At 70.1% G+C, this 22,817-nt stretch carries 25 protein-coding genes and 3 pseudogenes; 16 read left to right on the top strand and 12 right to left on the bottom strand.

Going from position 1 to position 22,817, the window contains the following annotated elements; genetic code table 11:
- Nucleotides 1–41: 41 nt before the first annotated feature.
- The 3 genes from ACIRF8_RS35270 to ACIRF8_RS35260 all read right to left on the bottom strand — a co-directional run bounded on the left by ACIRF8_RS35270 (nt 42) and on the right by ACIRF8_RS35260 (nt 1,794).
- Complete coding sequence (locus ACIRF8_RS35270; RefSeq protein WP_404221919.1) at nt 42–596, bottom strand: hypothetical protein; 555 nt, start codon at nt 594–596, stop codon at nt 42–44.
- Between the two features lie 279 nt (nt 597–875).
- Nucleotides 876–1,328, bottom strand: coding sequence for a hypothetical protein (locus tag ACIRF8_RS35265; RefSeq protein WP_404221917.1), 453 nt, complete (start codon nt 1,326–1,328; stop codon nt 876–878).
- A 103-nt stretch (nt 1,329–1,431) separates the two neighbouring features.
- Entirely contained in the window at nt 1,432–1,794 is a 363-nt protein-coding gene (locus ACIRF8_RS35260) for an ArsR/SmtB family transcription factor (protein WP_404221915.1), read from the bottom strand.
- A gap of 97 nt (nt 1,795–1,891) precedes the next feature.
- Between ACIRF8_RS35260 and ACIRF8_RS35255 the strand changes: the two genes are divergently transcribed.
- Complete coding sequence (locus ACIRF8_RS35255; protein WP_404221913.1) at nt 1,892–2,872, top strand: zinc-binding alcohol dehydrogenase family protein; 981 nt, start codon at nt 1,892–1,894, stop codon at nt 2,870–2,872.
- Between the two features lie 33 nt (nt 2,873–2,905).
- Here the strand turns inward: ACIRF8_RS35255 and ACIRF8_RS35250 are convergent, their stop codons facing one another.
- Nucleotides 2,906–3,952, bottom strand: coding sequence for an Lrp/AsnC family transcriptional regulator (locus ACIRF8_RS35250; protein ID WP_404221911.1), 1,047 nt, complete (start codon nt 3,950–3,952; stop codon nt 2,906–2,908).
- A gap of 228 nt (nt 3,953–4,180) precedes the next feature.
- On the opposite strand from ACIRF8_RS35250, the gene ACIRF8_RS35245 reads away from it, so the two are divergent.
- The 3 genes from ACIRF8_RS35245 to ACIRF8_RS35235 all read left to right on the top strand — a co-directional run bounded on the left by ACIRF8_RS35245 (nt 4,181) and on the right by ACIRF8_RS35235 (nt 7,349).
- On the top strand, nt 4,181–5,443 hold the full coding sequence (locus ACIRF8_RS35245) for an MFS transporter (protein ID WP_404221909.1): 1,263 nt from the start codon (nt 4,181–4,183) through the stop codon (nt 5,441–5,443).
- Nucleotides 5,415–6,698 carry an amidohydrolase gene (locus ACIRF8_RS35240; RefSeq protein ID WP_404221907.1) on the top strand — a complete coding sequence of 428 codons (1,284 nt, stop codon included), beginning with the start codon at nt 5,415–5,417 and terminating at the stop codon, nt 6,696–6,698. Before ACIRF8_RS35245 ends, ACIRF8_RS35240 begins: the two co-directional genes overlap by 29 nt.
- Before the next feature lie 210 nt (nt 6,699–6,908).
- On the top strand, nt 6,909–7,349 hold the full coding sequence (locus tag ACIRF8_RS35235; protein WP_404221905.1) for a VOC family protein: 441 nt from the start codon (nt 6,909–6,911) through the stop codon (nt 7,347–7,349).
- 127 nt (nt 7,350–7,476) lie between these two features.
- On the opposite strand, the pseudogene ACIRF8_RS35230 reads toward ACIRF8_RS35235, so the two are convergent.
- Nucleotides 7,477–7,806 (bottom strand): annotated as a pseudogene (locus ACIRF8_RS35230) (MerR family transcriptional regulator); the annotation flags it as partial.
- 1,091 nt (nt 7,807–8,897) lie between these two features.
- On the opposite strand from ACIRF8_RS35230, the gene ACIRF8_RS35225 reads away from it, so the two are divergent.
- On the top strand, nt 8,898–9,776 hold the full coding sequence (locus tag ACIRF8_RS35225) for a DUF2637 domain-containing protein (protein ID WP_404221903.1): 879 nt from the start codon (nt 8,898–8,900) through the stop codon (nt 9,774–9,776).
- Nucleotides 9,777–9,892: 116 nt separating this feature from the next.
- On the opposite strand, the gene ACIRF8_RS35220 is transcribed toward ACIRF8_RS35225, so the two are convergent.
- On the bottom strand, nt 9,893–10,135 hold the full coding sequence (locus ACIRF8_RS35220) for a hypothetical protein (protein WP_404221900.1): 243 nt from the start codon (nt 10,133–10,135) through the stop codon (nt 9,893–9,895).
- 50 nt (nt 10,136–10,185) lie between these two features.
- Complete coding sequence (locus ACIRF8_RS35215; protein WP_404221898.1) at nt 10,186–10,605, bottom strand: arsenate reductase ArsC; 420 nt, start codon at nt 10,603–10,605, stop codon at nt 10,186–10,188.
- Nucleotides 10,606–10,701: 96 nt separating this feature from the next.
- Between ACIRF8_RS35215 and ACIRF8_RS35210 the strand changes: the two genes are divergently transcribed.
- Together ACIRF8_RS35210 and arsB are read left to right on the top strand one after the other, a co-directional pair.
- Nucleotides 10,702–11,013 carry an ArsR/SmtB family transcription factor gene (locus ACIRF8_RS35210; protein WP_404221896.1) on the top strand — a complete coding sequence of 104 codons (312 nt, stop codon included), beginning with the start codon at nt 10,702–10,704 and terminating at the stop codon, nt 11,011–11,013.
- Nucleotides 11,013–12,104 carry an ACR3 family arsenite efflux transporter gene (gene arsB / locus ACIRF8_RS35205; protein ID WP_404221894.1) on the top strand — a complete coding sequence of 364 codons (1,092 nt, stop codon included), beginning with the start codon at nt 11,013–11,015 and terminating at the stop codon, nt 12,102–12,104. Before ACIRF8_RS35210 ends, arsB begins: the two co-directional genes overlap by 1 nt.
- Nucleotides 12,105–12,190: 86 nt before the next feature.
- Here arsB and ACIRF8_RS35200 read toward each other — a convergent pair whose 3' ends face one another.
- Entirely contained in the window at nt 12,191–12,565 is a 375-nt protein-coding gene (locus ACIRF8_RS35200; RefSeq protein ID WP_404221892.1) for an ArsR/SmtB family transcription factor, read from the bottom strand.
- Between the two features lie 161 nt (nt 12,566–12,726).
- Between ACIRF8_RS35200 and ACIRF8_RS35195 the strand changes: the two genes are divergently transcribed.
- Nucleotides 12,727–14,088 carry an NAD(P)-binding domain-containing protein gene (locus ACIRF8_RS35195; protein WP_404221890.1) on the top strand — a complete coding sequence of 454 codons (1,362 nt, stop codon included), beginning with the start codon at nt 12,727–12,729 and terminating at the stop codon, nt 14,086–14,088.
- A 260-nt stretch (nt 14,089–14,348) separates the two neighbouring features.
- Nucleotides 14,349–14,837 (top strand): hypothetical protein, encoded by a 489-nt coding sequence (locus ACIRF8_RS35190; protein WP_404221888.1) that lies wholly within the window; start codon nt 14,349–14,351, stop codon nt 14,835–14,837.
- A 16-nt stretch (nt 14,838–14,853) separates the two neighbouring features.
- Here the strand turns inward: ACIRF8_RS35190 and ACIRF8_RS35185 are convergent, their stop codons facing one another.
- Complete coding sequence (locus ACIRF8_RS35185; RefSeq protein WP_404221886.1) at nt 14,854–15,495, bottom strand: TetR/AcrR family transcriptional regulator; 642 nt, start codon at nt 15,493–15,495, stop codon at nt 14,854–14,856.
- A 163-nt stretch (nt 15,496–15,658) separates the two neighbouring features.
- Here ACIRF8_RS35185 and ACIRF8_RS35180 point away from each other — a divergent pair, with 163 nt between their 5' ends.
- The 5 genes and pseudogenes from ACIRF8_RS35180 to ACIRF8_RS35160 all read left to right on the top strand — a co-directional run bounded on the left by ACIRF8_RS35180 (nt 15,659) and on the right by ACIRF8_RS35160 (nt 19,462).
- The gene (locus ACIRF8_RS35180) at nt 15,659–16,621 is read left to right on the top strand and encodes a zinc-binding dehydrogenase (protein ID WP_404221884.1); all 963 of its coding nucleotides are present in this window, start codon (nt 15,659–15,661) and stop codon (nt 16,619–16,621) included.
- 337 nt (nt 16,622–16,958) lie between these two features.
- Nucleotides 16,959–17,243: a hypothetical protein gene (locus ACIRF8_RS35175; RefSeq protein WP_404221882.1), complete on the top strand. Its 285-nt coding sequence runs from the start codon at nt 16,959–16,961 to the stop codon at nt 17,241–17,243.
- A gap of 127 nt (nt 17,244–17,370) precedes the next feature.
- A pseudogene (locus ACIRF8_RS35170) lies at nt 17,371–17,499 on the top strand (oxidoreductase); the annotation flags it as partial.
- 140 nt (nt 17,500–17,639) lie between these two features.
- Entirely contained in the window at nt 17,640–18,128 is a 489-nt protein-coding gene (locus ACIRF8_RS35165) for a MarR family winged helix-turn-helix transcriptional regulator (RefSeq protein ID WP_404221880.1), read from the top strand.
- Nucleotides 18,125–19,462 carry an MFS transporter gene (locus ACIRF8_RS35160; protein ID WP_404221878.1) on the top strand — a complete coding sequence of 446 codons (1,338 nt, stop codon included), beginning with the start codon at nt 18,125–18,127 and terminating at the stop codon, nt 19,460–19,462. Before ACIRF8_RS35165 ends, ACIRF8_RS35160 begins: the two co-directional genes overlap by 4 nt.
- 96 nt (nt 19,463–19,558) lie before the next feature.
- On the opposite strand, the gene ACIRF8_RS35155 is transcribed toward ACIRF8_RS35160, so the two are convergent.
- Together ACIRF8_RS35155 and ACIRF8_RS35150 are read right to left on the bottom strand one after the other, a co-directional pair.
- Nucleotides 19,559–19,948, bottom strand: coding sequence for a hypothetical protein (locus tag ACIRF8_RS35155; protein WP_404221876.1), 390 nt, complete (start codon nt 19,946–19,948; stop codon nt 19,559–19,561).
- Between the two features lie 204 nt (nt 19,949–20,152).
- Complete coding sequence (locus tag ACIRF8_RS35150) at nt 20,153–20,839, bottom strand: restriction endonuclease (protein ID WP_404221874.1); 687 nt, start codon at nt 20,837–20,839, stop codon at nt 20,153–20,155.
- Between the two features lie 515 nt (nt 20,840–21,354).
- Between ACIRF8_RS35150 and ACIRF8_RS35145 the strand changes: the two genes are divergently transcribed.
- Nucleotides 21,355–21,528 carry an alpha/beta fold hydrolase gene (locus ACIRF8_RS35145; RefSeq protein WP_404221872.1) on the top strand — a complete coding sequence of 58 codons (174 nt, stop codon included), beginning with the start codon at nt 21,355–21,357 and terminating at the stop codon, nt 21,526–21,528.
- An 87-nt stretch (nt 21,529–21,615) separates the two neighbouring features.
- On the opposite strand, the gene ACIRF8_RS35140 is transcribed toward ACIRF8_RS35145, so the two are convergent.
- The gene (locus ACIRF8_RS35140) at nt 21,616–22,329 is read right to left on the bottom strand and encodes a hypothetical protein (protein ID WP_404221870.1); all 714 of its coding nucleotides are present in this window, start codon (nt 22,327–22,329) and stop codon (nt 21,616–21,618) included.
- A gap of 273 nt (nt 22,330–22,602) precedes the next feature.
- On the opposite strand from ACIRF8_RS35140, the pseudogene ACIRF8_RS35135 reads away from it, so the two are divergent.
- Nucleotides 22,603–22,728, top strand: a pseudogene (locus tag ACIRF8_RS35135) (phosphotransferase); the annotation flags it as partial.
- Nucleotides 22,729–22,817: the final 89 nt, after the last annotated feature.

Here is a 22,817-nt window from a genome sequence, read left to right as displayed (position 1 = left end):
GGTGAAAAATGTCGACCATACCTGCATTCTTTACACACAACTCACGTCCTGTGTTGCTCATTTGACGCTGCGTTGCGCGGGTTGCGCGGCCTGTTGATGATCTCGTCCAGGGCCGCGGCTTTCAGCGGTGGGCGCGTGAAGGTCAGTTCTTCACTCTTGAGACCGGCGAGAGCGACGTCCAGGTGCCGTTCCCACGCGTCGGCGTCGATCGCGTCGGTCATGGCGATGATGCCGCGCAGCGCCCAGATGATGGCGGCGATGTCGGAGAGGGAGACCTCGGCTCGCACCACACCGGCCTCACGTGCCGCTGCGAGAAGGTCAGCGGTGAGGGCGTAGATGCACTCACGCTGGGTGCGGTTGGCCATCTGCCCGAACTCGTCCGGCAGCACGCCGCGGCTGGCCGCCAGGTGCAGCCCGACGGTCCGCAGGAAGTAGTCCAGTTGCTGGTCGACGGGCAGTTCCTGCGCTCGCTGGACATGGTTGACGAGGCGGTCGTAGAAGGCAGCGGCCAAAGACTCGCGCAGAGCGTCGATGGTGGGGAACTGCCGGTAGAGAACCGCTGGTTCCGTTCCCACCTCCCGGGCCAACTGCGCCATGGTCGCGCGAGGCCCCAGCTTTCGCACCGCGGAGGCCACGGACCACAGCAGCCGGTCGCCACCCGAGAAGTGTTCGCCCGTCTCGTGCCGAGCGGCCGACCCACCAGCGCACGCGTCCCGTTCCTCCTCGTGCACGCTTTCTCCGCTCTACGCTCTACCCGGCTCGCGGCGGGCGCCACGCCTGATGGCAACGCGGGCCCATGTCCTGAGGCACCATAGCCGCCGAAAACGACATAAGCCATTAACTACGTAAGCAGGCCGGGCGTCGGTGTCACACCTCTACCCCAGAGGTCGACCCGGTTCTGGTGAGACACGTAGCTGCCCGAGGAGCGCCAGCACACTCAGAGCGAACACGAGCACGCCCAAAGGCAGATGCGGCGAGGGGGCATGGCCGACGCCGAGCACCACTTGGGCCGAGGCGAGGACCAGGAAGCCTGACGCGCGCCACAACGGCCGTGGGGAGCCGCCGCCCGGTTCCCACGCGCCCGCCGCCGCGAGCACGTACACCATGGTCGCCGCGTACATCACCCGGGCTCCGGCACCGTGCAGCCTCTCACCAGGAAGCGGCGCACGCCGGTTCTGGTTCTGCTCGCGGAGCACAGCCGTGCCCACCACGCACACCGCGTGGCCGATCAGGTCCGCCGCACCCTCCCGCACAGCGAAGTGGCCGTACTCCCCGCAGCCACCCACCACTCCTTGCCCCTCACCACACCGCATCCGCTCAACGAGCATGTGCAGCGGTTCTTCGGAGCGGCACACCGCGCACAAGGAGCACCGCACGACCGTCCAGGGCGAGAATGACGGCCGCCTCCGTCACGGGGCTGGGTCGCGAGCCTCACCGTTCATCATCCTCGCCACTCCCGATGCTCTCGTCGCTCCCGCCGTTCTCGTCGCGCAGCACCAGGGCCAGCAGGCCCGGGAAGCGTTCGTCGAACTCAGCGCGGCGCAGCCGGTTGACCCGTTTCGGGCCCTGGTCGCGCTGTTCGAGCAGTCCCGCCGTGCGGAGCACGGCGAAGTGGTGGCTGAGGGCTGCCTTGCCCACCGGCACGGTGAAGGTGCCGCAGGCGCGTTCCCAGTCGCCCGCCCCCGCGAGTTCGCGAACGAGCTGGAGCCGTACCGGGTCCGCGAGGGCGGCGAGGGCAGCCTGGACGGACACGTCGTCGGGGTGCGTGTGCTCGGGTTCCGCCCGGTGGCTCATCGCGATTCCTTTCCGATCCCCTTGCAGAGTGTTCGATGAAAACCATACACTCGCGGTGTTCGATTTTCGTTGAACACTGTCACCGGGGGTTGCGGACATGCGCGCAGTCGAGTTCCAAAAGTTCGGTGGGCCCGAGGTCCTTCAGGTCATCGAGGTTCCGGTTCCGGAGCCGGGAACCGGCGAGGTGACCATCGATGTCGCCTACGCCGGTGTCAACTTCGCCGACACCAAGGCCCGCGCCGACGGATACCGGGTCCCGGCGCTGCCCTTCCGTCCCGGTCTCGAGGTCTCCGGCCGGATCCGCGCGGTCGGCGCGGGCGTCGAGGGCCTGCGTCCCGGCCAGGAGGTCGCCGCCCTCACCGCGCACAGCGGCTACGCCGAGGTGGCGCTCGCCCCGGCCTCCACCGTCTTCGCGCTTCCCCGAGGCGTCCCCCTGCGCACCGGCGCCACCCTGCCGACCGTCCTCCCCACCGTCCAGGCCCTCGTGCACGAGATCGGACGGCTGCGCGCCGGGGAGACCGTACTGGTCCAGGGCGCGGCGGGCGGTGTCGGCACCGTCGCGGGACAAGTCGCCCGGCTCGGTGACGCGGGCGCTGTCTACGGCGTCGTATCGCGTCCCGAGAAGGTCGAGGAGGCGCTCAAGTACGGCTACGACGAGGTGTTCGTGAGCGACGACTTCGCCGAGGGTGTCCGGCGCGCCACCGGTGGCCGTGGCGTGGATCTCGCTCTCGACCCGGTCGGCGGCGACACCCTCCGCCGGAGCCTGGACTCGCTCGCGCGCTTCGGCCGCCTCGTCTCCTTCGGCAACGCCAGTGGGGCCGAGCCCTGGCATGTCGGCCAGCCCGAGCTCTACCCGCGCGGGCTGTCGGTGGCCGGGTTCTCCATCCTCACCCTCGCTCAGGACGACCCCGAGACGCTGCGCACCATCGCCGAGAAGTCCTTCCTGCTCGCCGCGACCGGCAAGGTGGAGCTGCCGATCACCGCCGAACTCCCCCTTGAGCAAGCCGCCGAGGCCCACCGCCTGATGGACACCCGCACCACCACCGGCAAGCTGCTGCTGCGGGTCAAGGGAGAGTGACCCCCGGCACCGCCTTGCTCGCTGTCGTCCGACCTATGTGTCGCTGACGGTGGCGTGTCGCTCTTCCAGACCCTCGGGTGCCGCGGTGAGCGCCACGTGTTCCTGGGCGCGGCCCCAACGGTCCAGCAGGCGACCCATACGTTTGCTGGTGTGGAGGGTGATACCGCGTTCGCTCACCTTGAGTCCTGGGTGGCGGCGCAGGATGCGTTCCTCCATGGCGGCGCAGTCGTGCGGGGAGCGGAGCCACACCGACAGCAGGATGTTGTCCGTCCCCGTCAGGGTGGCGCACACCCGAGTCTCGGGCAGTGCGGCCAGCGCGCGTGCCACTGCGTCCACGCCGGGGCCGGGGGCGGCGATGCGGAAGGTGGCGATGACGGGCCAGCCGGCCAGTCGCTGGGTGAGGTCGCAGCGGAAGTAGATCTCGCCGTGACTGGTCATACGCCGTAGCCGTCGGCGTACGGTCGTCTCGCTCAGCCCGCACTCCCGTGCCAGTTCGGTGTGGCTGCGGCGGGCGTCGGCGCCGAGGGCCAGGAGCAGTTGGCGGTCGCTCCGCGAAGGGCCGGTGCCGGGCCGTGGCCGGGCGGGGCGTTCCGCGCCGGTCAGGTCGGAGCGCTGCCGGTCGCTGAGAGTGTGCACCAGCCATCCGCTGCCCTCCCCGTACACGTCGGTGCAGATGTTCAGCCGCACGCCGCGCACTGCCGGAAGGGCGCCGAGGTGGCGGGTCAGGTCATCCAGTGCAGGCAGGTCGCGGGCGGCCATCGACAGGAACAACTGGTGGTCGCCCGTGGTGCGTTCCAGGCTGAACACCGGTCCCCATCGGCGTAGGCGCGAGGTCAGGGAGTCGATCGCGTCCGCCTCGCAGGCGACGTCCGCGTAGCCGACCACCGTAACGTGGTGGGTCGGGTAGGCCGTCATCCAGGCCGTGCCGCTGTCGACGAGGCCTCGCCACCGGCGGGCCGCCGTGGTGGCGTCGATGCCGATGACCGAGGCGATCTGCGACCAGGGCGCCCGTGGCCGCAGTTGCAGGGCTTCGATCAGCGCCAGGTCGGTCTCGCTCAGTTCGGGCTGCACGCGGCTCATCCTGCCAACGTGGACGGCGTAACTGAAGCCTTGACGGAGCAGCCGGAGCGGGGCCCCTGCGTCGGGGCCCCGCCGGACGTTCGCGCGGGCCGCAGGGCCGCTTTCCGCGCCGCCGCTTTCCGGCGATCCGGCCTCGCTGACGCCGAATTCCGGCGATGCGAGGGGGCCGACGACGGTGCGGTGCAGGGTGTCGGCCAAGCCACATCTCGCCGAGCGAGGAGTCCCCGCGTGCACAGAACGACCCGGACCACCGCCGTCCTGCTCTTCGTCGCCTGGGCCGTCGACTACATCGACCGGCAGGTCATCAACCTGGCCCTGCCGTCAATCGGTGAGACCTTCGGTCTGTCACACGGCCAACGCGGGCTGATCGTCTCCGCGTTCTTCCTCACCTACGCGCTGACGCAGATCCCCGCCGGACTGGTCGCCGGCCGCTTCGGCGGCGTCCGGGTGATGTGTGTGGCGCTGGTCCTCTGGTCACTTTTCACCGGGCTCACGGCGCTCGCGTGGTCCTTCACCGCGCTGCTGGTGTTCCGCGGTCTCTTCGGTGTGGCGCAGGGCCTGTATCCGGCCGCTGCCATCGACACCCTCAGTCGTCGCAGCGTCCCCGCGCAGCGGCTCACCGCCAACGGCTGGATCCAGAGTTCCAACGCGGTCGGCGGTCTCCTCGCCGCCGTACTGGGCGGGATCCTGCTGCAACACTTCGACTGGCGTGTGATGTTCGCCGCCGTCTCCGTACTGGGCCTCGCGGTGGTCGTCGTGATCCGCCGCCGTATGCCCGACCCGCTTCCCGCCGACCGGACGGGCCCCGTGCTCGCGCGCACCGAAGGCGCGGCGTCCGCCGTTCTGCGGTCCCCGGTGATCTGGGGGTTCGCCGCGATGTTCTTCGCCTACGACACCGTGGTGTGGGGGGTCAACAGTTGGAGTGCGTCCTACTTGATGGAACAGCGCGGTCTGCGGGTGGCCGACGCGGGTCTCGTCTCCCTGGCCCCGACGCTCGTCGCGGCGGTCACCGCGGTGGTCGGCGGACGCCTGTCCGACCGGTTCGAGGGGCGCCCCCGGCGCATCGTCCTACCGGCGATGACCGCCGCGGCCGTTCTGCTCGTCGTCCTGCCGCTCACCACCTCCCTGGCCGCTTTCATCGCGGTGGCGACGCTCATCAGCGGGGTGATCGGCCTGTGTTACATACCCTGTTTCTCCGTCCCGCTGCGCAGCCTGCCGCCGGGCCTCGCGGCCACCGCCTCCGGCATCATCCTGTTCGGCGGGCAGCTCTCCGGAATCCTGGTTCCCACGCTCTTCGGCCATGTCGTCGACGCCTTCTCCTACCGCGTCGCGTTCTGGTCACTGGCCCTCGGTCCCGCCCTCGCCGTCGCCGCCGTGCTCCGCGTGCCCCAGACCTCCCCCGCGTTCCTCGCGCGTCTGCGCGCCGTCACCCTCAACGCCCCTACGAAGGAGGCCGACAGCAATGCTTCCCCAGCCCGCCACCGCACCTGAGAACCACCCGAGCGACCCCGCCGCACAGAACTCCCTGACAGTCGATCTCGCCACGCACCTCCCCCACTGGGAAGAGGTCTACCGCGACCTGCACGCACACCCCGAACTCGCCTTCGAGGAGCGGCGCACCGCCGCGGTCGTCGCCTCCGAACTGGCCCGCGTCCAGGGCTGGGAAGTCACCGAACAGGTGGGCGGCACGGGCGTGGTGGCCGTCCTGCGCAACGGTGACGGCCCCGCCGTCTGGCTCCGGGCGGACATGGACGCGCTACCCGTGCGCGAGGAGACCGGACTCGCTCACGCCTCCCAGCGGGCGGGCCTCATGCACGCCTGCGGCCACGACGTCCACGTGGCGGCCCTGCTGGGAACCTGCCGCCAGCTCGCCGCCCACCCCGACGCGTGGCGGGGCACAGTGGTGGCTCTCTTCCAGCCCGCCGAGGAGGTGGGCCGCGGCGCGCAGGCCATGCTGGACGACGGCGTCCTGGACCGCTTCCCCCGCCCTTCGGTGGTACTGGGTCAGCATGTCGGGCCGCTTCCGGCCGGTCTGGTGATCTCCCGGCCGGGCATCGTCATGGCCGCGGCCGACAGCATCCGCGTCACCCTGCACGGCGCGGGCGCGCACGCCTCCACACCGCACCTCGCCGTCGACCCGATCGTCATGGCGGCAGCCGTGGTGCTGCGCCTGCAAACCCTCTCGGCCCGGCTCGCGCCGCTCTCCCCTTCCCCTTTGCTCACGATCGGCGCCCTGCACAGCGGAACCGTCCCCAACGTCATCCCCCACACCGCCCAACTCCTGTGCAGCCTGCGGACGTTCGACGAGCAGACCCGTGAGTCCACCCTCGACGACCTACGACGCATCGTCCACGCGGAAGCCCAGGCCCAGGGCGCTTCCCGGGAGCCGGACATCGACCTGTACGACTCCTTCCCCCCGACGGTCAATGACGCCGATGCCACCGAGTTCCTGCTGCGAGCCATCACGGCCGACGGCACGAGGGCGCACGTCCTGACCGCTCCGCTGGCGGGGAGCGAGGACTTCGGCCGATTCGGCGTGGCCGCCGGCTGCCCGTCGGTCATGTACCACTTCGGCGGCGCCGACCCGGCGGGCTTCGACGCGGACGCCATCGCCGCCCTGGGACGCGGCGCGCTTCCCCGGGGCACCGTCATGAACCACTCCCCGCACTACGCCCCCAGCGACCGGCACGCCGTCGCGGCCGGAATACGCCATCTACTCGCGGCGGCAGGCGCCTGGCTCGGCTGAGACACGGCGCGCCTCGGATGCCCGTATCTGACCCATCCGTGAAGGACACTCACGAGGGGCTGCGGGCATGATCCGAATTTCTGGGATCTCAGTGGTCGATGGGTGTCGAGAACGTGCCATCGGCTCCGTCCCAGGGGCCTAAGCGGCCATCAACGGCCATCAGTGGTCATCAGTGGCCACTGATGACCACAGGAGGAAGGAGAGCCCACCATGGCTGTTCAGCGGATGGACAACGTCGGCATCGTCGTCGAGGACTTGGACGCGGCCATCGCGTTCTTCGTGGAACTCGGATTGGAGCTGGAGGGCAGGGCGGGGATCGAGGGCCCCGTCGCCGACCGGTGCACCGGACTCGACGGCGTCCGCTGTGACATCGCGATGGTCCGGACGCCGGACGGTCACAGCCGTCTGGAGCTGGCGAGGTACCGCAGCCCCGCGCCGATCAGCGCCGAGCCTCGCAACCGGCCGCACAACATTCTGGGCACGCATCGCGTCATGTTCGCCGTCGACGACATCGAGGACACCGTGGCCCGCCTGCGCCCTCACGGCGCCGAACTCCTCGGCGGCATCGCCCGGTTCGAGGACAGCTACCTGCTCTGCTACCTCCGCGGCCCGGAGGGCATCATCGTCGGCCTGGCCGAGCAACTGCGCTGAGAAGGGCGGGGCGGGAAACCGTGTGTCCGACCCGCTATCGGGCTGCCAGTTTCCCGGGGGCCGGGGTGGAGTCGGGCGGGCAGGCGGACGGGGACGTAGGAGAGGTGGGTGTGGATGTGGTCGGCGTGGCCGTCGTGGTCGGCGCTACGTCGCCGCGGCGATACGCGGCATTGATCCGCTGCGCCTCTTCGAGCTGGTCCTCAAGGACGATGATGCGGCAGGCGGCCTCGATGGGTGTGCCCTGGTCGACGAGTTCGCGGGCGCGGGCGGCGATACGCAACTGGTAGCGGGAGAAGCGACGGTGGCCGCCGGCCGAACGCAGCGGCGTGATGAGGCGGTGCTCGCCCAGGGCGCGTAGGAATCCCTGGGTGGTGCCCAGCAGGTCGGCGGCGCGTCCCATGGTGAAGGCGGGGTAGTCGTCATCGTCGAGACGCCCGAGTATGTCGTCTGCGGTCATTGCACCTCTCTGTCACACGTGTCGAGGGGCCCGGGTGCGATGTGCACCCGGGCCCCGAAGGAACTGCTACACCATCCGCCGACCCTGGTCCTGCGTCGGCTTGTCGTATCCGCCACCTCGGCCTGCGTGCTGCCAGGGGTGCGGGGATCGCGGTTGCGTGACCGGAGACCACCTCACTATCGATGTCCTGCGGTACCCGGACTCATATCCTCTGCCCGGGCGATCCCGATGGCGCCTGCTCCTCCGTTCTTCCCTCTGATTCTGCGTACTGCCGATGGCCTGTCGTAGCGCCATCCTTCGGCAGCCAGCCCCGTTGCCCATCCTGCGTCTGCTCTGGCTTGGAACCCCACTGCCGAACTTCCCGATGCGCGCGCCCGCAGCCCGACGCCTTCACCGGGGGTACCTCCGACTGCACTGCTGGTCCTGCTCGTGGTGGCCCCTGATCACTGCGGGCCACCCGGTGCGGTCGTCAGTCCCGTCGCCGTCCTGCTACAACCCTGGCTTCGGAACTCCACGACCGCACCGTCCTGCACTTGCGGGTACTGCTGCCCGGCAGTTCGTCCCTGCCGGGCCCTGCTCGATCTCCGTTACGAGAGAAACCATAACCACCACACCACCCAATGTCTACTGCCGCCGACATAGATTTTCGCGTCTTAGACAGTGAGGTAGCCAGGACCGGGCGGAGGAGGAACACGGTCCGCCCGGCCGCCGCCCTCCGCAGCCGCATGGCACCCACTCACCGCCGTCCGTTCATCCGATGAACCACAAGGACGTATGGCTCTCTATATGAAACGGCGCCCACCCGTTTGCCGCGCATCCTCACCATGCAGGGCACGTTGGAGGGAGTATGAAGAATGCGAGGGCCCAGGTCAGTGCGGAGACTTTGCCGACCGGCTCAACGAGTGCCACTGCCGTCCGTATGGGGACTTGGATCTACACACCGGCCGCTCGCCACGGTGGATACGCGATGCTGAAGGACAACTGTCGAGGCGTCGACCTCCGACAATCCGCATCACTCCTTGAGGGCCTTCTCACGGAGCTGGGACGGATCGAGGACCGTTTCGCGCGCCTCACGAGCGACCCTTCCGGCCGTGACGAACCCGAGACTCACCGGCGGCCCCGGCATGCGTGAGACGCCCCGCGGCAGGCACAGCCGTCCCGAGCCTCCCGCCCATGGCGGACCCTCCATCGGCAGGCAGACGGCGACGGACCACTTCCTGCCGCCGCTCGACCAGATGGAGACGCAGTGGGATCCGGCGGAAGAGCTCGCCCACCTTTTGCACGATGCCATCGAAGAGGAGAGGAGCGGCGCCGCCTACGCTCCGGCGGACAGCGAGCGGAGGGTGGTAGAGGCCACCGATCACCTCGATCACCTCGATCATCCCGATCGCGCCGACGACGCCGATGACACCGGCGATCCACTGACCGGCCTGGTCGATATCACCGCGGAGTTGCCCGATCTACGGCCCGCGGCGCCGCGGCGGCGGCGACGTCGTCGCCGCCGTTCACGTCTGCGCGGCCGGTCGTTCGCTCCTGCCCGTACCGCCAGTTTCTTTCTCGCCGCGCTTGCCGCCGTCGTCGTGTCCATGGTGTGCGTGTTCGGCGGCATCGTCAGTTACGACCCATTGCGCTATCTCGCCAGTTATCGCACGTCCGGCAGCGCCGTCCGGTGGTGGCCCTTGTTGGTCTACGGGCCCTGGATGGTCGCTTCCCTGTCGATCCTGCGGGCCGCCCTGCACCAACGCCGGGCGGTCCACTCCTGGGGCGTGGTCCTGTTGTTCTCCTCCGTCTCCACGCTCCTGTGCGTCGCGCAGGCACCCCACACACCCATTGACGCCATGACCGCCGCGCTGCCCACCTTGGCCGCACTCGCCTGTTTCCAGCAGCTCGTCCGGCAGATCACCCTCACCCGCCCACCCCGTCAGCCGAAGCCCCGCCACCGGAGCGGGCAACCCACACCCCGGTCCTAGATCGGGGGACGCCGCAGGAGGGCCGCGCCGGAACAAGGCGCGGCCCTCCTGCGGTTCCGAAGGCGCGCCGGTCCGGCGGCAGAGCGCTGGGACGGCGCCGACCTCGTCCTTGTCAGTCACCGGCCGCGAAGCCGGTCGCGCGGCTGCGTGGTGCCTTCCAGTGACTGGCTCAGCACACAGTTGTCGCGCCGGCCGAGCGTCGTGGCGCATTTCTTGGCGGCCCAGTCGACGCCCTGGATGACGTGCCCCGCGGCGGCGGGCACCCCGCCCAGAGGGCCCTTTCCCGGCGGGGCGGGGTCCGCGGCCTGGGCAGGCACGGCACCAGCGCAGCCGAGCGTGGTGAGACCCAGTACGAACATGACAGACAGTCTCTTCTTCATGGCCTGCAAACGATCACCGCGTCCCGGGGTCACAGAGTCCGCGCGTCGATCTCGGAGACCAGTTCCTCGACGCGACTCCTGATCTCGTCGCGGATCGGCCGTACGGCCTCCAAGCCCTGCCCGGCAGGGTCGTCAAGCTGCCAGTCGAGGTAGTGCTTGCCGGGGAAGACCGGGCAGGCGTCGCCGCAGCCCATGGTGATGACGTAGTCGGAGGCGCGGACGGCTTCCGTGGTGAGGATCTTCGGCTTGTGGCCGGAGATGTCGATGTCGGCCTCCGCCATCGCCTCGACGGCGGCCGGGTTGACCCGGTCGGCGGGCAGCGAACCGGCTGAGCGGACCTCGACGCGGTCACCGGCGAGGTGCTGGAGGAATCCGGCGGCCATCTGGGAACGCCCGGCGTTGTGGACGCAGACGAACAGCACGGAAGCGAGCGGCGCGGGGTTCGTCACTGTTCGGTCGGTCCTTCACTGGTGAGGGCGGGCGAGGGCGGCAAGGCGGGCAGGGTGGACCGGTATCAGTCGCGGATGATGTGAAAGTATCAGCCCATGCTGACATCAGTCGACACTGATCTGATGCGGGTGCTGGCCGATCCGCTCAGGCTCCGGATCGTGACCCTGCTCGCCCGTGAGACGCTCTGCACCACGCACCTGGTCGAGGAGACCGGCGCCAAGCAGACCAACCTCTCCAACCACATGAAGGTGCTGCGTGAGGCGGGCCTCGTGGACACCGAACCGTGCGGCCGTTTCGTCTACTACCGGCTGAGGCCCGAGGTCATCGAGACCTTGGCCGGTTCCTTCGCCGAACTGGCCACGACGGCGCGGGAAACCGTGGAGACCGGCCGGAAGCGGGCCTGCTGATGACGTCCACCAACCCGGTCACCACCGCCGGAACGGGCGGTGAGGAGGCAAGCGTCGTAGGGAAGTTGTCCACCCTCGACCGCTTCCTCGCCCTGTGGATCCTCCTCGCGATGGCTCTCGGGCTCGGGCTCGGTCGGCTGGTCCCCGGGCTGAACGACGCGCTCGCCGCGGTCGAGATCGGCGGCGTCTCACTGCCGATCGCGGTCGGCCTGCTGGTCATGATGTATCCGGTACTGGCCAAAGTCCGCTACGACAAGCTCGACGCCGTCACCGGCGACCGCAGGCTGATGGCGTCCTCCCTGGTCAGCAACTGGCTCGTCGGACCTGCCGTGATGTTCGCGCTGGCCTGGATCTTCCTGGCGGATCTGCCCGAGTACCGCACCGGGTTGATCATCGTCGGTCTCGCCCGCTGCATCGCCATGGTCATCATCTGGAACGACCTCGCCTGCGGCGACCGCGACGCCGCCGCCGTACTGGTCGCGCTCAACTCGGTGTTCCAGGTCCTGGCGTTCGGCCTGCTCGGCTGGTTCTACCTGGACCTGCTGCCGGGCTGGCTCGGCCTGGGCGAGGGCGAGCATCTCGACATCTCGATGTGGAGGATCGCCCTGAACGTGGTCGTCTTCCTCGGTGTCCCCCTGCTCGCCGGGTTCCTGACCCGCCGGATCGGCGAGCGGAGGCTTGGCCGTGAGCGCTACGAGGCCGGCTTCCTTCCGAGGATCGGGCCCTGGGCGCTGTACGGTCTGCTGTTCACGATCGTCGTCCTCTTCGCTCTGCAAGGACGGACCATCACCTCACAGCCTCTCGACGTCGTGCGGATCGCGCTGCCTCTGCTGGCCTACTTCGCGCTGATGTGGTTCGGGACCTTCGCGCTCGGCCGGGCGATCGGCCTCGCGTACGACCGGACGGCCACGCTCGCTTTCACCGCGGCGGGCAACAACTTCGAGCTGGCCATCGCGGTCGCCATCGCCACCTTCGGAGTCACGTCGGGGCAGGCGCTGTCCGGGGTGGTCGGTCCGCTCATCGAGGTGCCGGTCCTGGTCGCGCTCGTCTACGTATCGCTGTCCTGGCGGCGAAAGTTCCGCCCGGCCTGATCGGCAGGCAGCGTCGCGAAGTGGCCGCAGCGTCCGTCAAGGCGCTGCGGCCACTTCGCGTGGCCGTACGGGCGCGACCGGCCCGCTCAGCGGGCCGCTGCGGTCAGCAGTTGCCCCATCCCCGCGAGGACGCTCGGCTCGACCCGGTAGTAGACCCAGGTGCCGCGCCGCTCGGAGGTGAGCAGGCCCGCCTCCTTCAGCTTCTTCAGGTGATGGGAGACGGTCGGCTGGGAAACCCCGACGTCGGAGATGTCGCAGACACACGCCTCGCCGCCCTCGTGCGAGGCCACGGCGGAGAACAGTCGAAGCCGCACCGGGTCGCCGAGCGCCTTGAACATCCGCGCCACCGTCTCGGCCTGCTCCGCACTCATCGGCCCCTCGGTCAGCGGTGGGCAACACGGCACCGCGACCTCGTCCGGCTGGTGCAGGACCGGCAGCTCCGCCACCTTCAAATTCGACATGCGTCGATATTGACACCTATCGAAGCCGTAGAGCAAGGTGACTGCATCGACAAACATCGAATCAATACGCCGCTGCCGTCGACGCACGACATCGAAGCGACGTCGACGCACGACACCGACGCACCCCACGATGCCCCTCTGCCCCTCCCCTGGAGAACGTGATGAGCGAGAGCACGCCCGCCGCCCTACCGATCGTGGTCATCGGGGCCGGCCCCATCGGCCTGGCCGCCGCCGCCCACCTCGTCGAGCGCGGCCTCGAACCGCTGGTCCTCGAAGCCGGGCCCGTCGCGGGCAGCGCCGTGCGCGGCTGGTCGCACGTCCGGCTGTTCTCCACCTGGGCCGAGGTCGTCGACCCGGCCGCCGAGAAGCTTCTGGCGCCCACCGGCTGGACCGCGCCCGACGGCGCCACCTACCCGACCGGCGGCGACTGGGCGGGGCAGTACCTGCAACCGCTCGCCGAGGTCCTGGGCAAGGCGGTCCGCTACGAAGCGTCGGTCACCGGTGTCTCGCGTGCCGGCCGTGACCGTGTCGTGGACGCCGACCGCGACCAGCAGCCCTTCACCGTCCACGTCCAGTACACCGACGGCCGCGAGGAGCGCCTTCTGGCCCACGCCGTCATCGACGCATCGGGCACCTGGTCCACACCCGGCCCGTTGGGCGGCGACGGCCTGCCCGCCCTCGGCGAGAAGGCGGCGGCAGCCCACATCTCCTACCGCGTCCCCGACTTCGGCGACCCGACCGTACGAGCTCGCTACGCGGGCAGGCGTACCGCCGTCGTCGGCTCCGGCGCCTCCGCCTTCACCGCCCTCGCCCACCTCGCCGACCTGGCCGAGGACGCCCCCGGTACGCACACCACCTGGGTCCTGCGCCGCGGCATCTCCGGAACCACCTTCGGCGGCGGCGAAGCCGACCAGCTCCCGGCCCGCGGAGCCCTCGGCCAAGCCGCCAGGGCCGCCGTCGAAGACGGTTTCGCCGACGCCGTCACAGGCTTCCGTACCGCCGTCGTCGAGCGGGCCGGGACCGGTCGGCTGGTCCTGGTCGCCGAGGACGGCCGCCGCCTCGACGCCGTCGACGAGGTCATCGCCCTCACCGGTTTCCGCCCCGACCTCACCTTCCTCGACGAACTCCGCCTCGGCCTCGACGAACGCCTCCAGGCCCCCACCGAACTGGCCCCGCTCATCGACCCCAACGTCCACTCCTGCGGCACCGTCTACCCGCACGGGGTGCGCGAGCTCGCCCACCCCGAGAAGGACGTCTACCTCGTCGGCATGAAGTCCTACGGACGCGCCCCCACTTTTCTCGCCATGACCGGATACGAGCAGGTCCGCTCCGTCACCGCCGCCCTCGCCGGTGACCGGGCCGCCGCCGAACGCGTCGAACTGACCCTCCCGGAGACCGGGGTGTGCGGCGGCGCCGGCCTGTTCGACGAACCTGCGGTGAGCGGGGAGTCCGGCGGCTGCTGTTCGACACCGGCCACGCTGCAGATCGGCACCGCTGCCCCTTCCGCATCGGGCGGTTGCTGACACGAACGGGGAGTGTGGAGAGCTATGACCGGGCAGTGGGTGGCGCGGCCGGGTCGCCGCGGCGAGCTGAGCGACCTGGCCGCCCATCGACGCGCTCGGCTTCCCCGACCCGTCCAATCTCTCGGTGTTCTTCACCAAGGCGACAGGGGTGCGCCCGGGTACGTGGCAGGCGACGACGGCCGTCGCCCGACGGGATACATGAGGCCGACCAAGGGCATGGCATCTCAGGAGCGCAGGAAGCGGAGGAAGCGGAGGAACGCGTGACCGCCAACAGGAAGCAAGGCAAAGGGAGTTCGGTGTGGTACCGCTCGCTCTACAGCCGCTGGATGCTGGCCGTCGGCGTCGTCACGGCCATCGCGCTGCTCGTCATCGCCGTGGTCAGCCCGCCGCATCTCGTCCTGTGCCTGTGGCTGCTCCTCGCCGCCGCGGCCTTCCTCGCCACCGGCGCCGTCAAGGTCGCCGCGTCCCCGCAGGAGGTGACCGTGGCCTCGGCCCTCATGCCCTTCCTGCGTCGCCGCATCCCACTGTCCCGCATCGACAGGGCGTCGGCGCGCTGGACCCGCCCCCTGGAGATCGGTGGATGGGGCTACCGCTGGAAGCCCGGGGTCCAGGCCGTCTCCCTGCGCGAGGGCGACGCCTTGTGGCTCGACCTGACCAACGGCACGCGGTTCGTCATCACCATCGACGACGCGCAGACCGCCGCCGACCTCATCAACAGCCACCTGCCGCAACCGCGCACGGGGGACTGACGCGCGATCGCTGTCGCTACGCCTGGGTCCCGGTCGGCAGCTCGCCGGAGGCCAGTCGAACGGCGGGCGGGAGGGGTGTGCGCCCGGGGTGGGCCTCGATCGCCTGGATCGCCAGTGCCGCGAAGCGTCGGGAAGCCATGACCTGGGTGGCGCCCGACATGGCACGAATCCCCTTGTTGGCCATGAGGATGAGGATCAGATCGTCCAGGACGAAGTCGGACCGCAGGCGTCCCGCTTCCTTGGCTCGCTGCGCCAACGCGGCGACCGCCGCCACCGTGTACTCGCGGCTCGCGTCGACATCCGCGCCTTCCGGAAAAGTCGACAGGAACGCTTCCGTGAAGCCGCGGTCCCGAGCGTGCAGCTCACAGATCCGCTCGATCACCTGACACAGACCACGCCATGGATCCGGCTCCGCGCAGCCCTCGTCCACAATGACGCGGCACGCGTTCAACTGGTCGGCGAACGCCTCGGCGACCAGCACCTGCTTGGTGGGGAAGCGGCGGTACAAGGTGGCGGGCCCCACCCCGGCGCGCCGCGCGACCTCCCTCATGGGAACGTCCAGCCCCTCGGCGGAGAACAGCGTCCGGGCCGCCTCGAGAATGCGCGCGCGGTTGTCCGCGGCGTCGGAACGTAGCGAGTGAGGCGAAGGATCGGTCATCACTCTCACTTTACTCAAACGGACGGGGGCGTCCGTTACGGTCCGAGACGTGGGTGGGGCCCGGCCCGTACAGCTCGTAGCCCGTGCTGCGGCGACGGGCCTGCTCCGTGCGCCGCCACAAGGTGGTGCCGCGGGCCCGCGCGAGAAATGGAGTCGATCGTTCGTGAAAGCAGTCGTGATTCAGGCTTTCGGGGGTCCCGAGGGGCTGGCTGTCGTGGACCTGCCCGCGCCCGTTCCGGCCGCCGGGCAGGTGCTGATCGCCACCGAGGCGGTGGGTGTGGGCGGGGTCGACACCTTGATCCGGAGCGGGGCGCTGGCCTCGTACGGTTGCAAGGAGGGGCACATCCCCGGGGGCGAGGTGGCCGGCGCCGTCACGGCGGTCGGGGACGGTGTCGATACGTCATGGCTCGGGCGGCGTGTGTGGGGTGCCACCGGTACCGGCGGAGGCTACGTCGAACAGGCCCTCGCGCCGGTCGGGCAGGTCCTCCCTCTGCCCGCCGGGCTGTCCGCCGCCGCGGCGGTGACACTGGGCAGTGCCGGAGCGGTGGCCCACTTCGGGCTGCGCCATGCGCATCTCGCTCCCGGCGAGACGGTCCTCGTGCGTGGGGCGGCCGGCAGCATCGGCATCATGGCCGTGCAACTCGCGGCCCGCGGTGGCGCCGCCGCGGTGGCGGTCACGACATCGTCGACCGCGCGCGGCGAGCGCCTGCGGCGCCTCGGCGCGACCCACGTCCTGGACCGCTCAGGCGACGGTGGATCCGACGCGCCCGAGGGGTACGACGTCATCATCGATGTGGTGGCCGGCAAGGACATGCCGTCGTTCTTCGACAGGCTCAACCCCAACGGCCGCATGGTGGCCGTGGGCGCGGTCGCAGGTCAGCCGCCTGCCGACTTCGGTACGAAGATCATGGCAGCGTTCCAGAAGTCGATGTCGTTCGCCGCCTTCAGCGCAGCCACCGTCCCTACGGCCGAACTGGGCACCACGCGCGGGGAGTTGTTCGCCGCAGCCGCCCGTGGTGAGATCGAAGCGGTGGTGCACGAGGTGCTGCCGCTGGGCGAGGCCGCACTGGCGCACCGGAAGATGGACGCGGGTGAGGTCTTCGGCAGGATCGTGCTCGCACCGTAGCGCCGGCGGGCGAGCCGGGTCTGAAGTTCGGTGTGCGGCATACTGTGACGCTCTATACGCCGCACCGCCTCGGCCGGTGCTTCGGGGGGAGCACGTTGTGCGCAATCGGCGACTGCTGGGCCTGACCATGCTCGCGTCAGCCACCCTGCCCCTGGCGGGAGCCTGCTCGGCCCATCACACCGCCACAACGGCAACGGCTTCCCATGCCGCGCCGACCACTCCGCCGCGCCCGTCCGCACCCACTGATACCGAACAGACGCCGGTGAAGGTACCGCCGGAGCTGACGTCCGGCGAGACACTGGCCGGCCGCCAGGGTGCCACGCAGGGAGGTCGCACCATGTCCTTCACCAAGGGCACCAAGGGCACCAAGGGCGACGCGCTCATCGTCGCTGTGCGGTGCGAGGGCAGGGGGGACGTGAAGGTCGTGGTCAAGCCCGTGAACTCCTCCTTCCAACTCCCTTGTGTCGACGGCAAGGTGAACACGACGTACAACCAGCTCGCTCTGGCGGGGGCGGAGAAGGCGGGAACCGTCGCCGTCAGCGCACCGACGACGGTGACGTGGTCGCTGACTGTTGGTCGCGGAGATCGCCAGGAGAGTCGACACCCGGGCGAGCGGGCCTGACTGTTCGGCCGACCTCTCTCACGCGGCTGCGGTAGGCGTCCTCAGCGCGGCAGGAGACCGATGGCGCTCCTCAGCCGTTCGACGTAGACGTCCCGTGATGCGGCTTCGTGTGTGAGGCCGGTCGACACAAGAGGCGTCCACCGTGCCGAACGACGCCGACCTCGCGCAGCACCCACACGGCGTCAAGGCATGGGCACTCGATCCCGCCACCGCCAAGCACCTCTGGACGGTCTCGACCGACCTGCTCCAGATCTGACAACTCAACGCCACGGCAAGCGGTACCGCTGCCACCGCTGCCTTCTTGGTCGGCCATGGCATTGACCTGGCCTTCTCCGCGTGGAGGCGACCGGCCTCCGGCGCGCCCTGCAATTATTCCAGCGCTGTTATATTAGCGCTGTGACATATTCGGATCCCACGGCAGTACCCGACCCCTGGCACTCTCTCCACGAGCTCCTCGCGGCCATGGACGCCGAGATCGAGCAGGTCTACGTCGAGCGCGGCATCCACGGGGTCCGACCCCGGTTCGCGTATCCGCTCATCCGGCTCGCCCATACCGGGCCGCTGACCATCCGCGAGCTTGCGAAGTCGCTGGACCGATCGCACTCGGCGATCAGCCAGACCATCACCGCCATGCGCAAGGAGGATCTGGTCACCTCCGAGCCCGGGCCCGACGCCCGTACCCGGCGAATCGACCTGACCGAGCGAGGCCGGTCGCTGGTGCCGTTCCTGGAGGCGGAGTGGCGGGCCACCCACGAGACGGTCGCCGAGTTGGACGGCGAGGTCCCGTACGCGATGACCGCCGTGGTCGAGGAGGTGCGGCGGGCGCTGGAACGTCGGTCGATGCGACAGCGGATCCTCCACCATCTGATCGAGCCGACGCCATGAAGAGGCGGCTTGCTGATGTCCGGTTCCTGGACACCCGGCCGCTGCGCAGCAGTCAGCCGTTTCGCGACCTGTGGATCGGCACCTCGGCCTCCCAACTCGGCGGGCAAGCGGCCAACGTGGCGGTGCTGGCCCAGGTCTGGGACCTGACCGGCAGTGCGGTGGGCACCGGCGCCATCGGGCTCGCCACGGGCCTGCCGATGGTGTTGTTCGGGCTGCTCGGCGGCACGTTGGCCGATGCCGTCGACCGCCGTGCGGTGGTGCGGGCCACCACCGCGGGGCAACTGCTGGCCGCCGCAGGACTCTGCGCCCAGTCCCTGGCCGGCAACCGCAACGTACTGCTGCTGTTGGCCTTGGTAGCCGCGAGTACGAGTTGCAGCGCCCTCGGAGCCCCTGCCCGGCGCACCTTTCCGGTCCGGTTGTTGCCGGGCGACCAGGTCGCGGCCGGTCTCGCGCTGACCAACGTCTCCTTCCAGGCAGCGATGCTGGCCGGGCCCGCGACGGCGGGGTTGATCATCGCGCGCTGGGGTTTCCCCGCCGCGTACGCGACCCAGGCCGCGGCCATGGCCGTTTCGCTGCTCGCGGTGATCCGCCTGCCTGCCATCCGGCCCGAAGGCGCCGGGGCGGCAGGGAGCAAGCGCAGGGCGGAGCGTGGTGGTTGGCGGATCGTGCTGCGGCGCCCGACGCTGTGGGGTTCGATGGCCACCGACCTGTCCGCAACCTTGCTGGCCATGCCTATCGCGCTCTTTCCACTGGTCAACGAGGTCCGCTTCGGGGGAAACCCGCAGACGCTCGGCCTGTTCCTCTCCGCCGTCGCGGTCGGGGGAATCACGGCGGGTCTGCTCTCCGGCACGGTGACGCGCTGGCGCCGTGGCGGCCTCGTGCAGTTGGGCGCAGCCGGTGTATGGGGTCTGGCACTGACCTGTTTCGGTCTGGCCGGGCCGCTGTGGCTGGCTCTCGGCTGCCTGGCCGTGGCGGGCGCCGCCGACACCGTGTCCGTCATCACCCGCGGTGCCCTCGTCCAATTGGAGACCCCGGACGCGTACCGGGGGCGGGTCTCGTCGGTGGAACACGTCATCGGCGTCGCTGGACCCGAACTCGGCAACTTCCGCGGTGGCCTCCTGGCGTCGGCCACCTCCGCCTCCTTCTCCCTCGTCTTCGGCGGGCTGTCCGCCATCGTGGCGATCGCCGCGGTGTCCGTGGCCAACGCACCGCTTCGCGCCTACCGCACACCGTCCGCCACGACCACGACCACGGCCACGGCCACAGCCACAACCACAGCCACCGAGCCGAGTGACCTCCCTGGGGGCGCCGACGCGGCCGCCACCACTGGGTGAGTTCGCCGATTGCCGCCCCAGCCTGTGTCGTAGGGGCGCGCCGGAGTGCTGGCCGACTCCGCGGCGCTCAGGTACGCGCCGCGCGTCGAGCAGGTGTCAGCAGTAGGCGCGCATACTCCAGACGAGACTCCAGTTGATCTCGGTGGGACCGGAGTCGGCGTCCGCGAAATGATTCACGGAGCCGTAGTAGTCGAACATCTTGACTGTGCCGCCTCCGGGAAGGCGGTTGTCCCAGTAGCCGACGCCGCTCCACGGCATCCTCGCGGACTCACCGCAGTACAGAACGAGTTGGTCGCCGCTGCTGTTGGTGGCGCAGAACGCGTCGGGCACGGTGCACGGAGTCGCGGCCGCACGGCTGGGCGCGGAGCTGTCGGTGGGGGTGGCGGTAGCGGTGGGGGTGGCGGTGGCGGTGGCGCCGGTGGTCGTGCCTGTCAGCGCTGCCACCGAGACGGCGAGGACGGTGAGGGCAGTGCGTGTCTTGCGCATGTGTGCCTGCTTCCGAGTGAGTCCGGTTGCCGGGTGTCGGTGGGCGGTGGGTGGTGGGGAGGACGACGGCGCAATGGGTGCCGCCCGCCACCGGCCGGTCGTCACGGGGTGATTCAAGACGGGGTGATGCAAGGGACCGGACGGGCCTACGCGTTACTGCTACGGGGCACACGCGGTTACTGCTGCGGGGCACACGCGGCGCCATCAGGCGGGTGCGCGCCGCCTGGTGCCATCGCCGCGTCCGTTCAGCGGGATCAGCGTCTCCAAGTGCGCGCCTTTGACCCACGCGCCCAGCAGGTCGCGGTGGAGGGCGACGACGTTCTGTCGCAGGGCCAAGCCCTGGGCGGCCTTCGTGAAGGTGCGGCAAGTGGTGACGAACAGGGCGACGTCGGCGCCGTGTTCGAGGCGGGCTGTGCCGACGAACTTCTGCATGTCCTGCGAGGACACGCTGCGCTGCGGCGCGTACTTCTTGCACTGCACGACCAGCTTGCGGCCATCGGCCAGGTAGCCGACGACATCGGCGCCCAGGTCGCCGCTCTTGCCGCTGACCTCGATCCGCGTGCAGCCGTCACGCCGACACAGTTCGGCGACGTAGTGCTCGAATTCCTGCCACGACAAGGCGTCGACCTGCGCCATCGACAACTCCCGCGCCCGCGCCTCCTCCTGGAGACGCCACCGCCGGTCCTCCCCGACCGCACGCCGATGCGCCCTCAACAGGCCCCAGCCGGCCCCGCTCAGGACGACGACGCCCAGCACCGCCGCGAGGACCGGCCACACCGCCGCCCAATGCAATCCGACCCACACCGTGGCGGCGACCGCGACCGCGACACCCCAGCCCTGGACTTGCTGACGCGTCCGCTTCCGTAAACGTCGGCTCCGTCGTCGTGCCATCGCTCCCCCGCCTCCCCTACGTCCGTGGTGCGCAGTGTGAAAGCCCGGCGCGAACCCGGCAAGAGGGCCTGCACGGCGCAAACGTGGTTCCCAGTGGGATCGGGTCAAGGGAGGGGGCGTCGGTCGCGTTCCGTACGCCGCTCAGCGCGTCGTCAGCCGGGACCCTCTGGCGATCTTCTATGGGAGGCCGGTGGTGTTCGCCGTGTTGCCGCCGCCTCGCGAGGGCACTGGCGATGAGTCGTTCGGCGCCGGCGACGCGCTGCTCGTCCTGCTCGTCCTGCTCGCGGGCGGAACGACGATGCTCTCCTGGCCGGACGTGCTCCGCCGACGTCTCGCCGTCTGCGGGCGCCTCGTCGTACGGTACGACCTGAGGGACAGCGGGGAGTCGGCCACTACGGATCCGCAGGCGCCCAGCCACACCCTGTGTGATCTCGCTGCTGACGCGGCGGCTCTTGCTGACACGCTCGGCGGGGGGGGCGTGCGCACCTCGCGGGGATCGGCGTCCCAGAATCGACATGCCTACGCTCGCCATCTACGGCCGCCAGGACCGGTTCTTCCCCGTCGGCAACGGCGAGGCGATCGCGTGTGAAGTACCTGGAGCGCGGCTGCTCATCCCCGAAGAGGCCGCCACCGCACTCCCTGAGGTGGTGGTCGGCAAAGTCACCGAGGCGATGCTCGCGCTGGGATAGGGGGCGGCGCGGGGCAGCGCCATCAACGGCACGGCCGCGGCGCGTCCGGCCTGTCGGCCCAGACGCGCGCGCCCGTGGACGGCTCGGTCACTTGACCGCTGTGCCGCCGCCGCCCGTCTTCTTACCACTGTTGCCACCGCCGGTCGGCTTGGCCGGGGCCGGCTTGGGCTTCACGCTCGTGGGCTTGGCCGGGGCCGGCTTGGGCTTGACGCTCGTGGGCTTGGCCGGGGCCGGCTTGGGCTTGACGCTCGTGGGCTTGGCCGGGGCCGGCTTGGGCTTGACGCTGGAAGGCGTGGATGCGGCTGGCTTGGGCTTGACGCTGGAAGGCGTGGATGCGGCTGGCTTGGCGCCGGAGGGCGTGGGCCCCGCGGCCGGCTTCGGCTGGTCCGGGCGCGGAGGCGTCCACGGGTTGTCGCAGATGACCTGGAAGGGCTTCGACTCGCCCGCGGCCTTGCCCCGCGGGTACGTCCAGGTCACCTTGTAGTGGCCCCTGGGCAACGCCATCGGGTAGGTGAAGCCCCGCCCGTCGCGCATGCGCAGCTCGCCGCGCATCACCCGGTCATCGCCGGTGGGGGCGGTCTCGTGGATCTCCCACAGCACGGTGCGCACCTTGTCGAAGTTGAACGCGTCCAGGTAGAAGCGGCATACCTGGGAATTCGTGCGCTCGTCGTTGACCCGCGTGGTGACCTTGTGGACCTTGATGTCGCCGTCGTCACCGGGTGCGGCCTGTGCGCCCGGCATGGCGATCAGGCCGGCCACCAGGGGCAGGCCCAGCCCCACGCCTCGCAGGAGCGTTTTCATACGATCTCCAGTTCGTCGGTCGGGATGACGGTCACATCGCTGGACCGCTGTGCGACCAATGTGGGCGGCGCCCACGGCACCCTCTACACCACAGGCCTCTGACACGCCGCCTCACCACCCACATAGGCGCACACACCGCAGAAGACAGGGCCGCTTGTCGACACGAGCCCAACGCCCGCGAGCCGTTTCGGGTGTGCAGCGGACGGCTTGGGGCGTCAGTGGGCGGTGGGCGGCCAGCAGCCGGGCAGGGCGTTCCAGGGCGTAGCGCGGGACATGACAGGTGGCACCGTAGGTGTTCTGATCACCGGCGTAATGGCGTCGGCAGAGTCGACCGTGGCAGAACTTCTCGCAAAACGGCTACCCCGAGCCGCTCATGTACGTGGCGACACCTTCCGACGGACGGACGCAGATTCACCGCGCTTCTCAACGTCACCGCTCACCCGTCAGCGAGGCAGCACGGGAGATTCCGCGGTAGTCCGTGCCGTCGA

This window comes from Streptomyces sp. NPDC102406 (assembly GCF_044765725.1).
Taxonomy (GTDB): domain Bacteria; phylum Actinomycetota; class Actinomycetes; order Streptomycetales; family Streptomycetaceae; genus Streptomyces.
This window is presented reverse-complemented; position numbering and strand designations above follow the sequence as displayed.

Coding starts and splice junctions, on each gene's coding strand:
- arsB (WP_404221894.1), top strand. CDS start 11,013: ATGACGTCCACCAACCCGGTCACCACCGCCGGAACGGGCGGTGAGGAG.
- ACIRF8_RS35240 (WP_404221907.1), top strand. CDS start 5,415: ATGCTTCCCCAGCCCGCCACCGCACCTGAGAACCACCCGAGCGACCCC.
- ACIRF8_RS35175 (WP_404221882.1), top strand. CDS start 16,959: ATGTCCTTCACCAAGGGCACCAAGGGCACCAAGGGCGACGCGCTCATC.
- ACIRF8_RS35210 (WP_404221896.1), top strand. CDS start 10,702: ATGCTGACATCAGTCGACACTGATCTGATGCGGGTGCTGGCCGATCCG.
- ACIRF8_RS35150 (WP_404221874.1), bottom strand. CDS start 20,839: ATGGCACGACGACGGAGCCGACGTTTACGGAAGCGGACGCGTCAGCAA.
- ACIRF8_RS35145 (WP_404221872.1), top strand. CDS start 21,355: ATGCCTACGCTCGCCATCTACGGCCGCCAGGACCGGTTCTTCCCCGTC.
- ACIRF8_RS35200 (WP_404221892.1), bottom strand. CDS start 12,565: ATGTCGAATTTGAAGGTGGCGGAGCTGCCGGTCCTGCACCAGCCGGAC.
- ACIRF8_RS35235 (WP_404221905.1), top strand. CDS start 6,909: ATGGCTGTTCAGCGGATGGACAACGTCGGCATCGTCGTCGAGGACTTG.
- ACIRF8_RS35195 (WP_404221890.1), top strand. CDS start 12,727: ATGAGCGAGAGCACGCCCGCCGCCCTACCGATCGTGGTCATCGGGGCC.
- ACIRF8_RS35160 (WP_404221878.1), top strand. CDS start 18,125: ATGAAGAGGCGGCTTGCTGATGTCCGGTTCCTGGACACCCGGCCGCTG.
- ACIRF8_RS35185 (WP_404221886.1), bottom strand. CDS start 15,495: ATGACCGATCCTTCGCCTCACTCGCTACGTTCCGACGCCGCGGACAAC.
- ACIRF8_RS35270 (WP_404221919.1), bottom strand. CDS start 596: ATGGCGCAGTTGGCCCGGGAGGTGGGAACGGAACCAGCGGTTCTCTAC.
- ACIRF8_RS35265 (WP_404221917.1), bottom strand. CDS start 1,328: ATGCTCGTTGAGCGGATGCGGTGTGGTGAGGGGCAAGGAGTGGTGGGT.
- ACIRF8_RS35220 (WP_404221900.1), bottom strand. CDS start 10,135: ATGTTCGTACTGGGTCTCACCACGCTCGGCTGCGCTGGTGCCGTGCCT.
- ACIRF8_RS35250 (WP_404221911.1), bottom strand. CDS start 3,952: ATGAGCCGCGTGCAGCCCGAACTGAGCGAGACCGACCTGGCGCTGATC.
- ACIRF8_RS35140 (WP_404221870.1), bottom strand. CDS start 22,329: ATGAAAACGCTCCTGCGAGGCGTGGGGCTGGGCCTGCCCCTGGTGGCC.
- ACIRF8_RS35155 (WP_404221876.1), bottom strand. CDS start 19,948: ATGCGCAAGACACGCACTGCCCTCACCGTCCTCGCCGTCTCGGTGGCA.
- ACIRF8_RS35255 (WP_404221913.1), top strand. CDS start 1,892: ATGCGCGCAGTCGAGTTCCAAAAGTTCGGTGGGCCCGAGGTCCTTCAG.
- ACIRF8_RS35260 (WP_404221915.1), bottom strand. CDS start 1,794: ATGAGCCACCGGGCGGAACCCGAGCACACGCACCCCGACGACGTGTCC.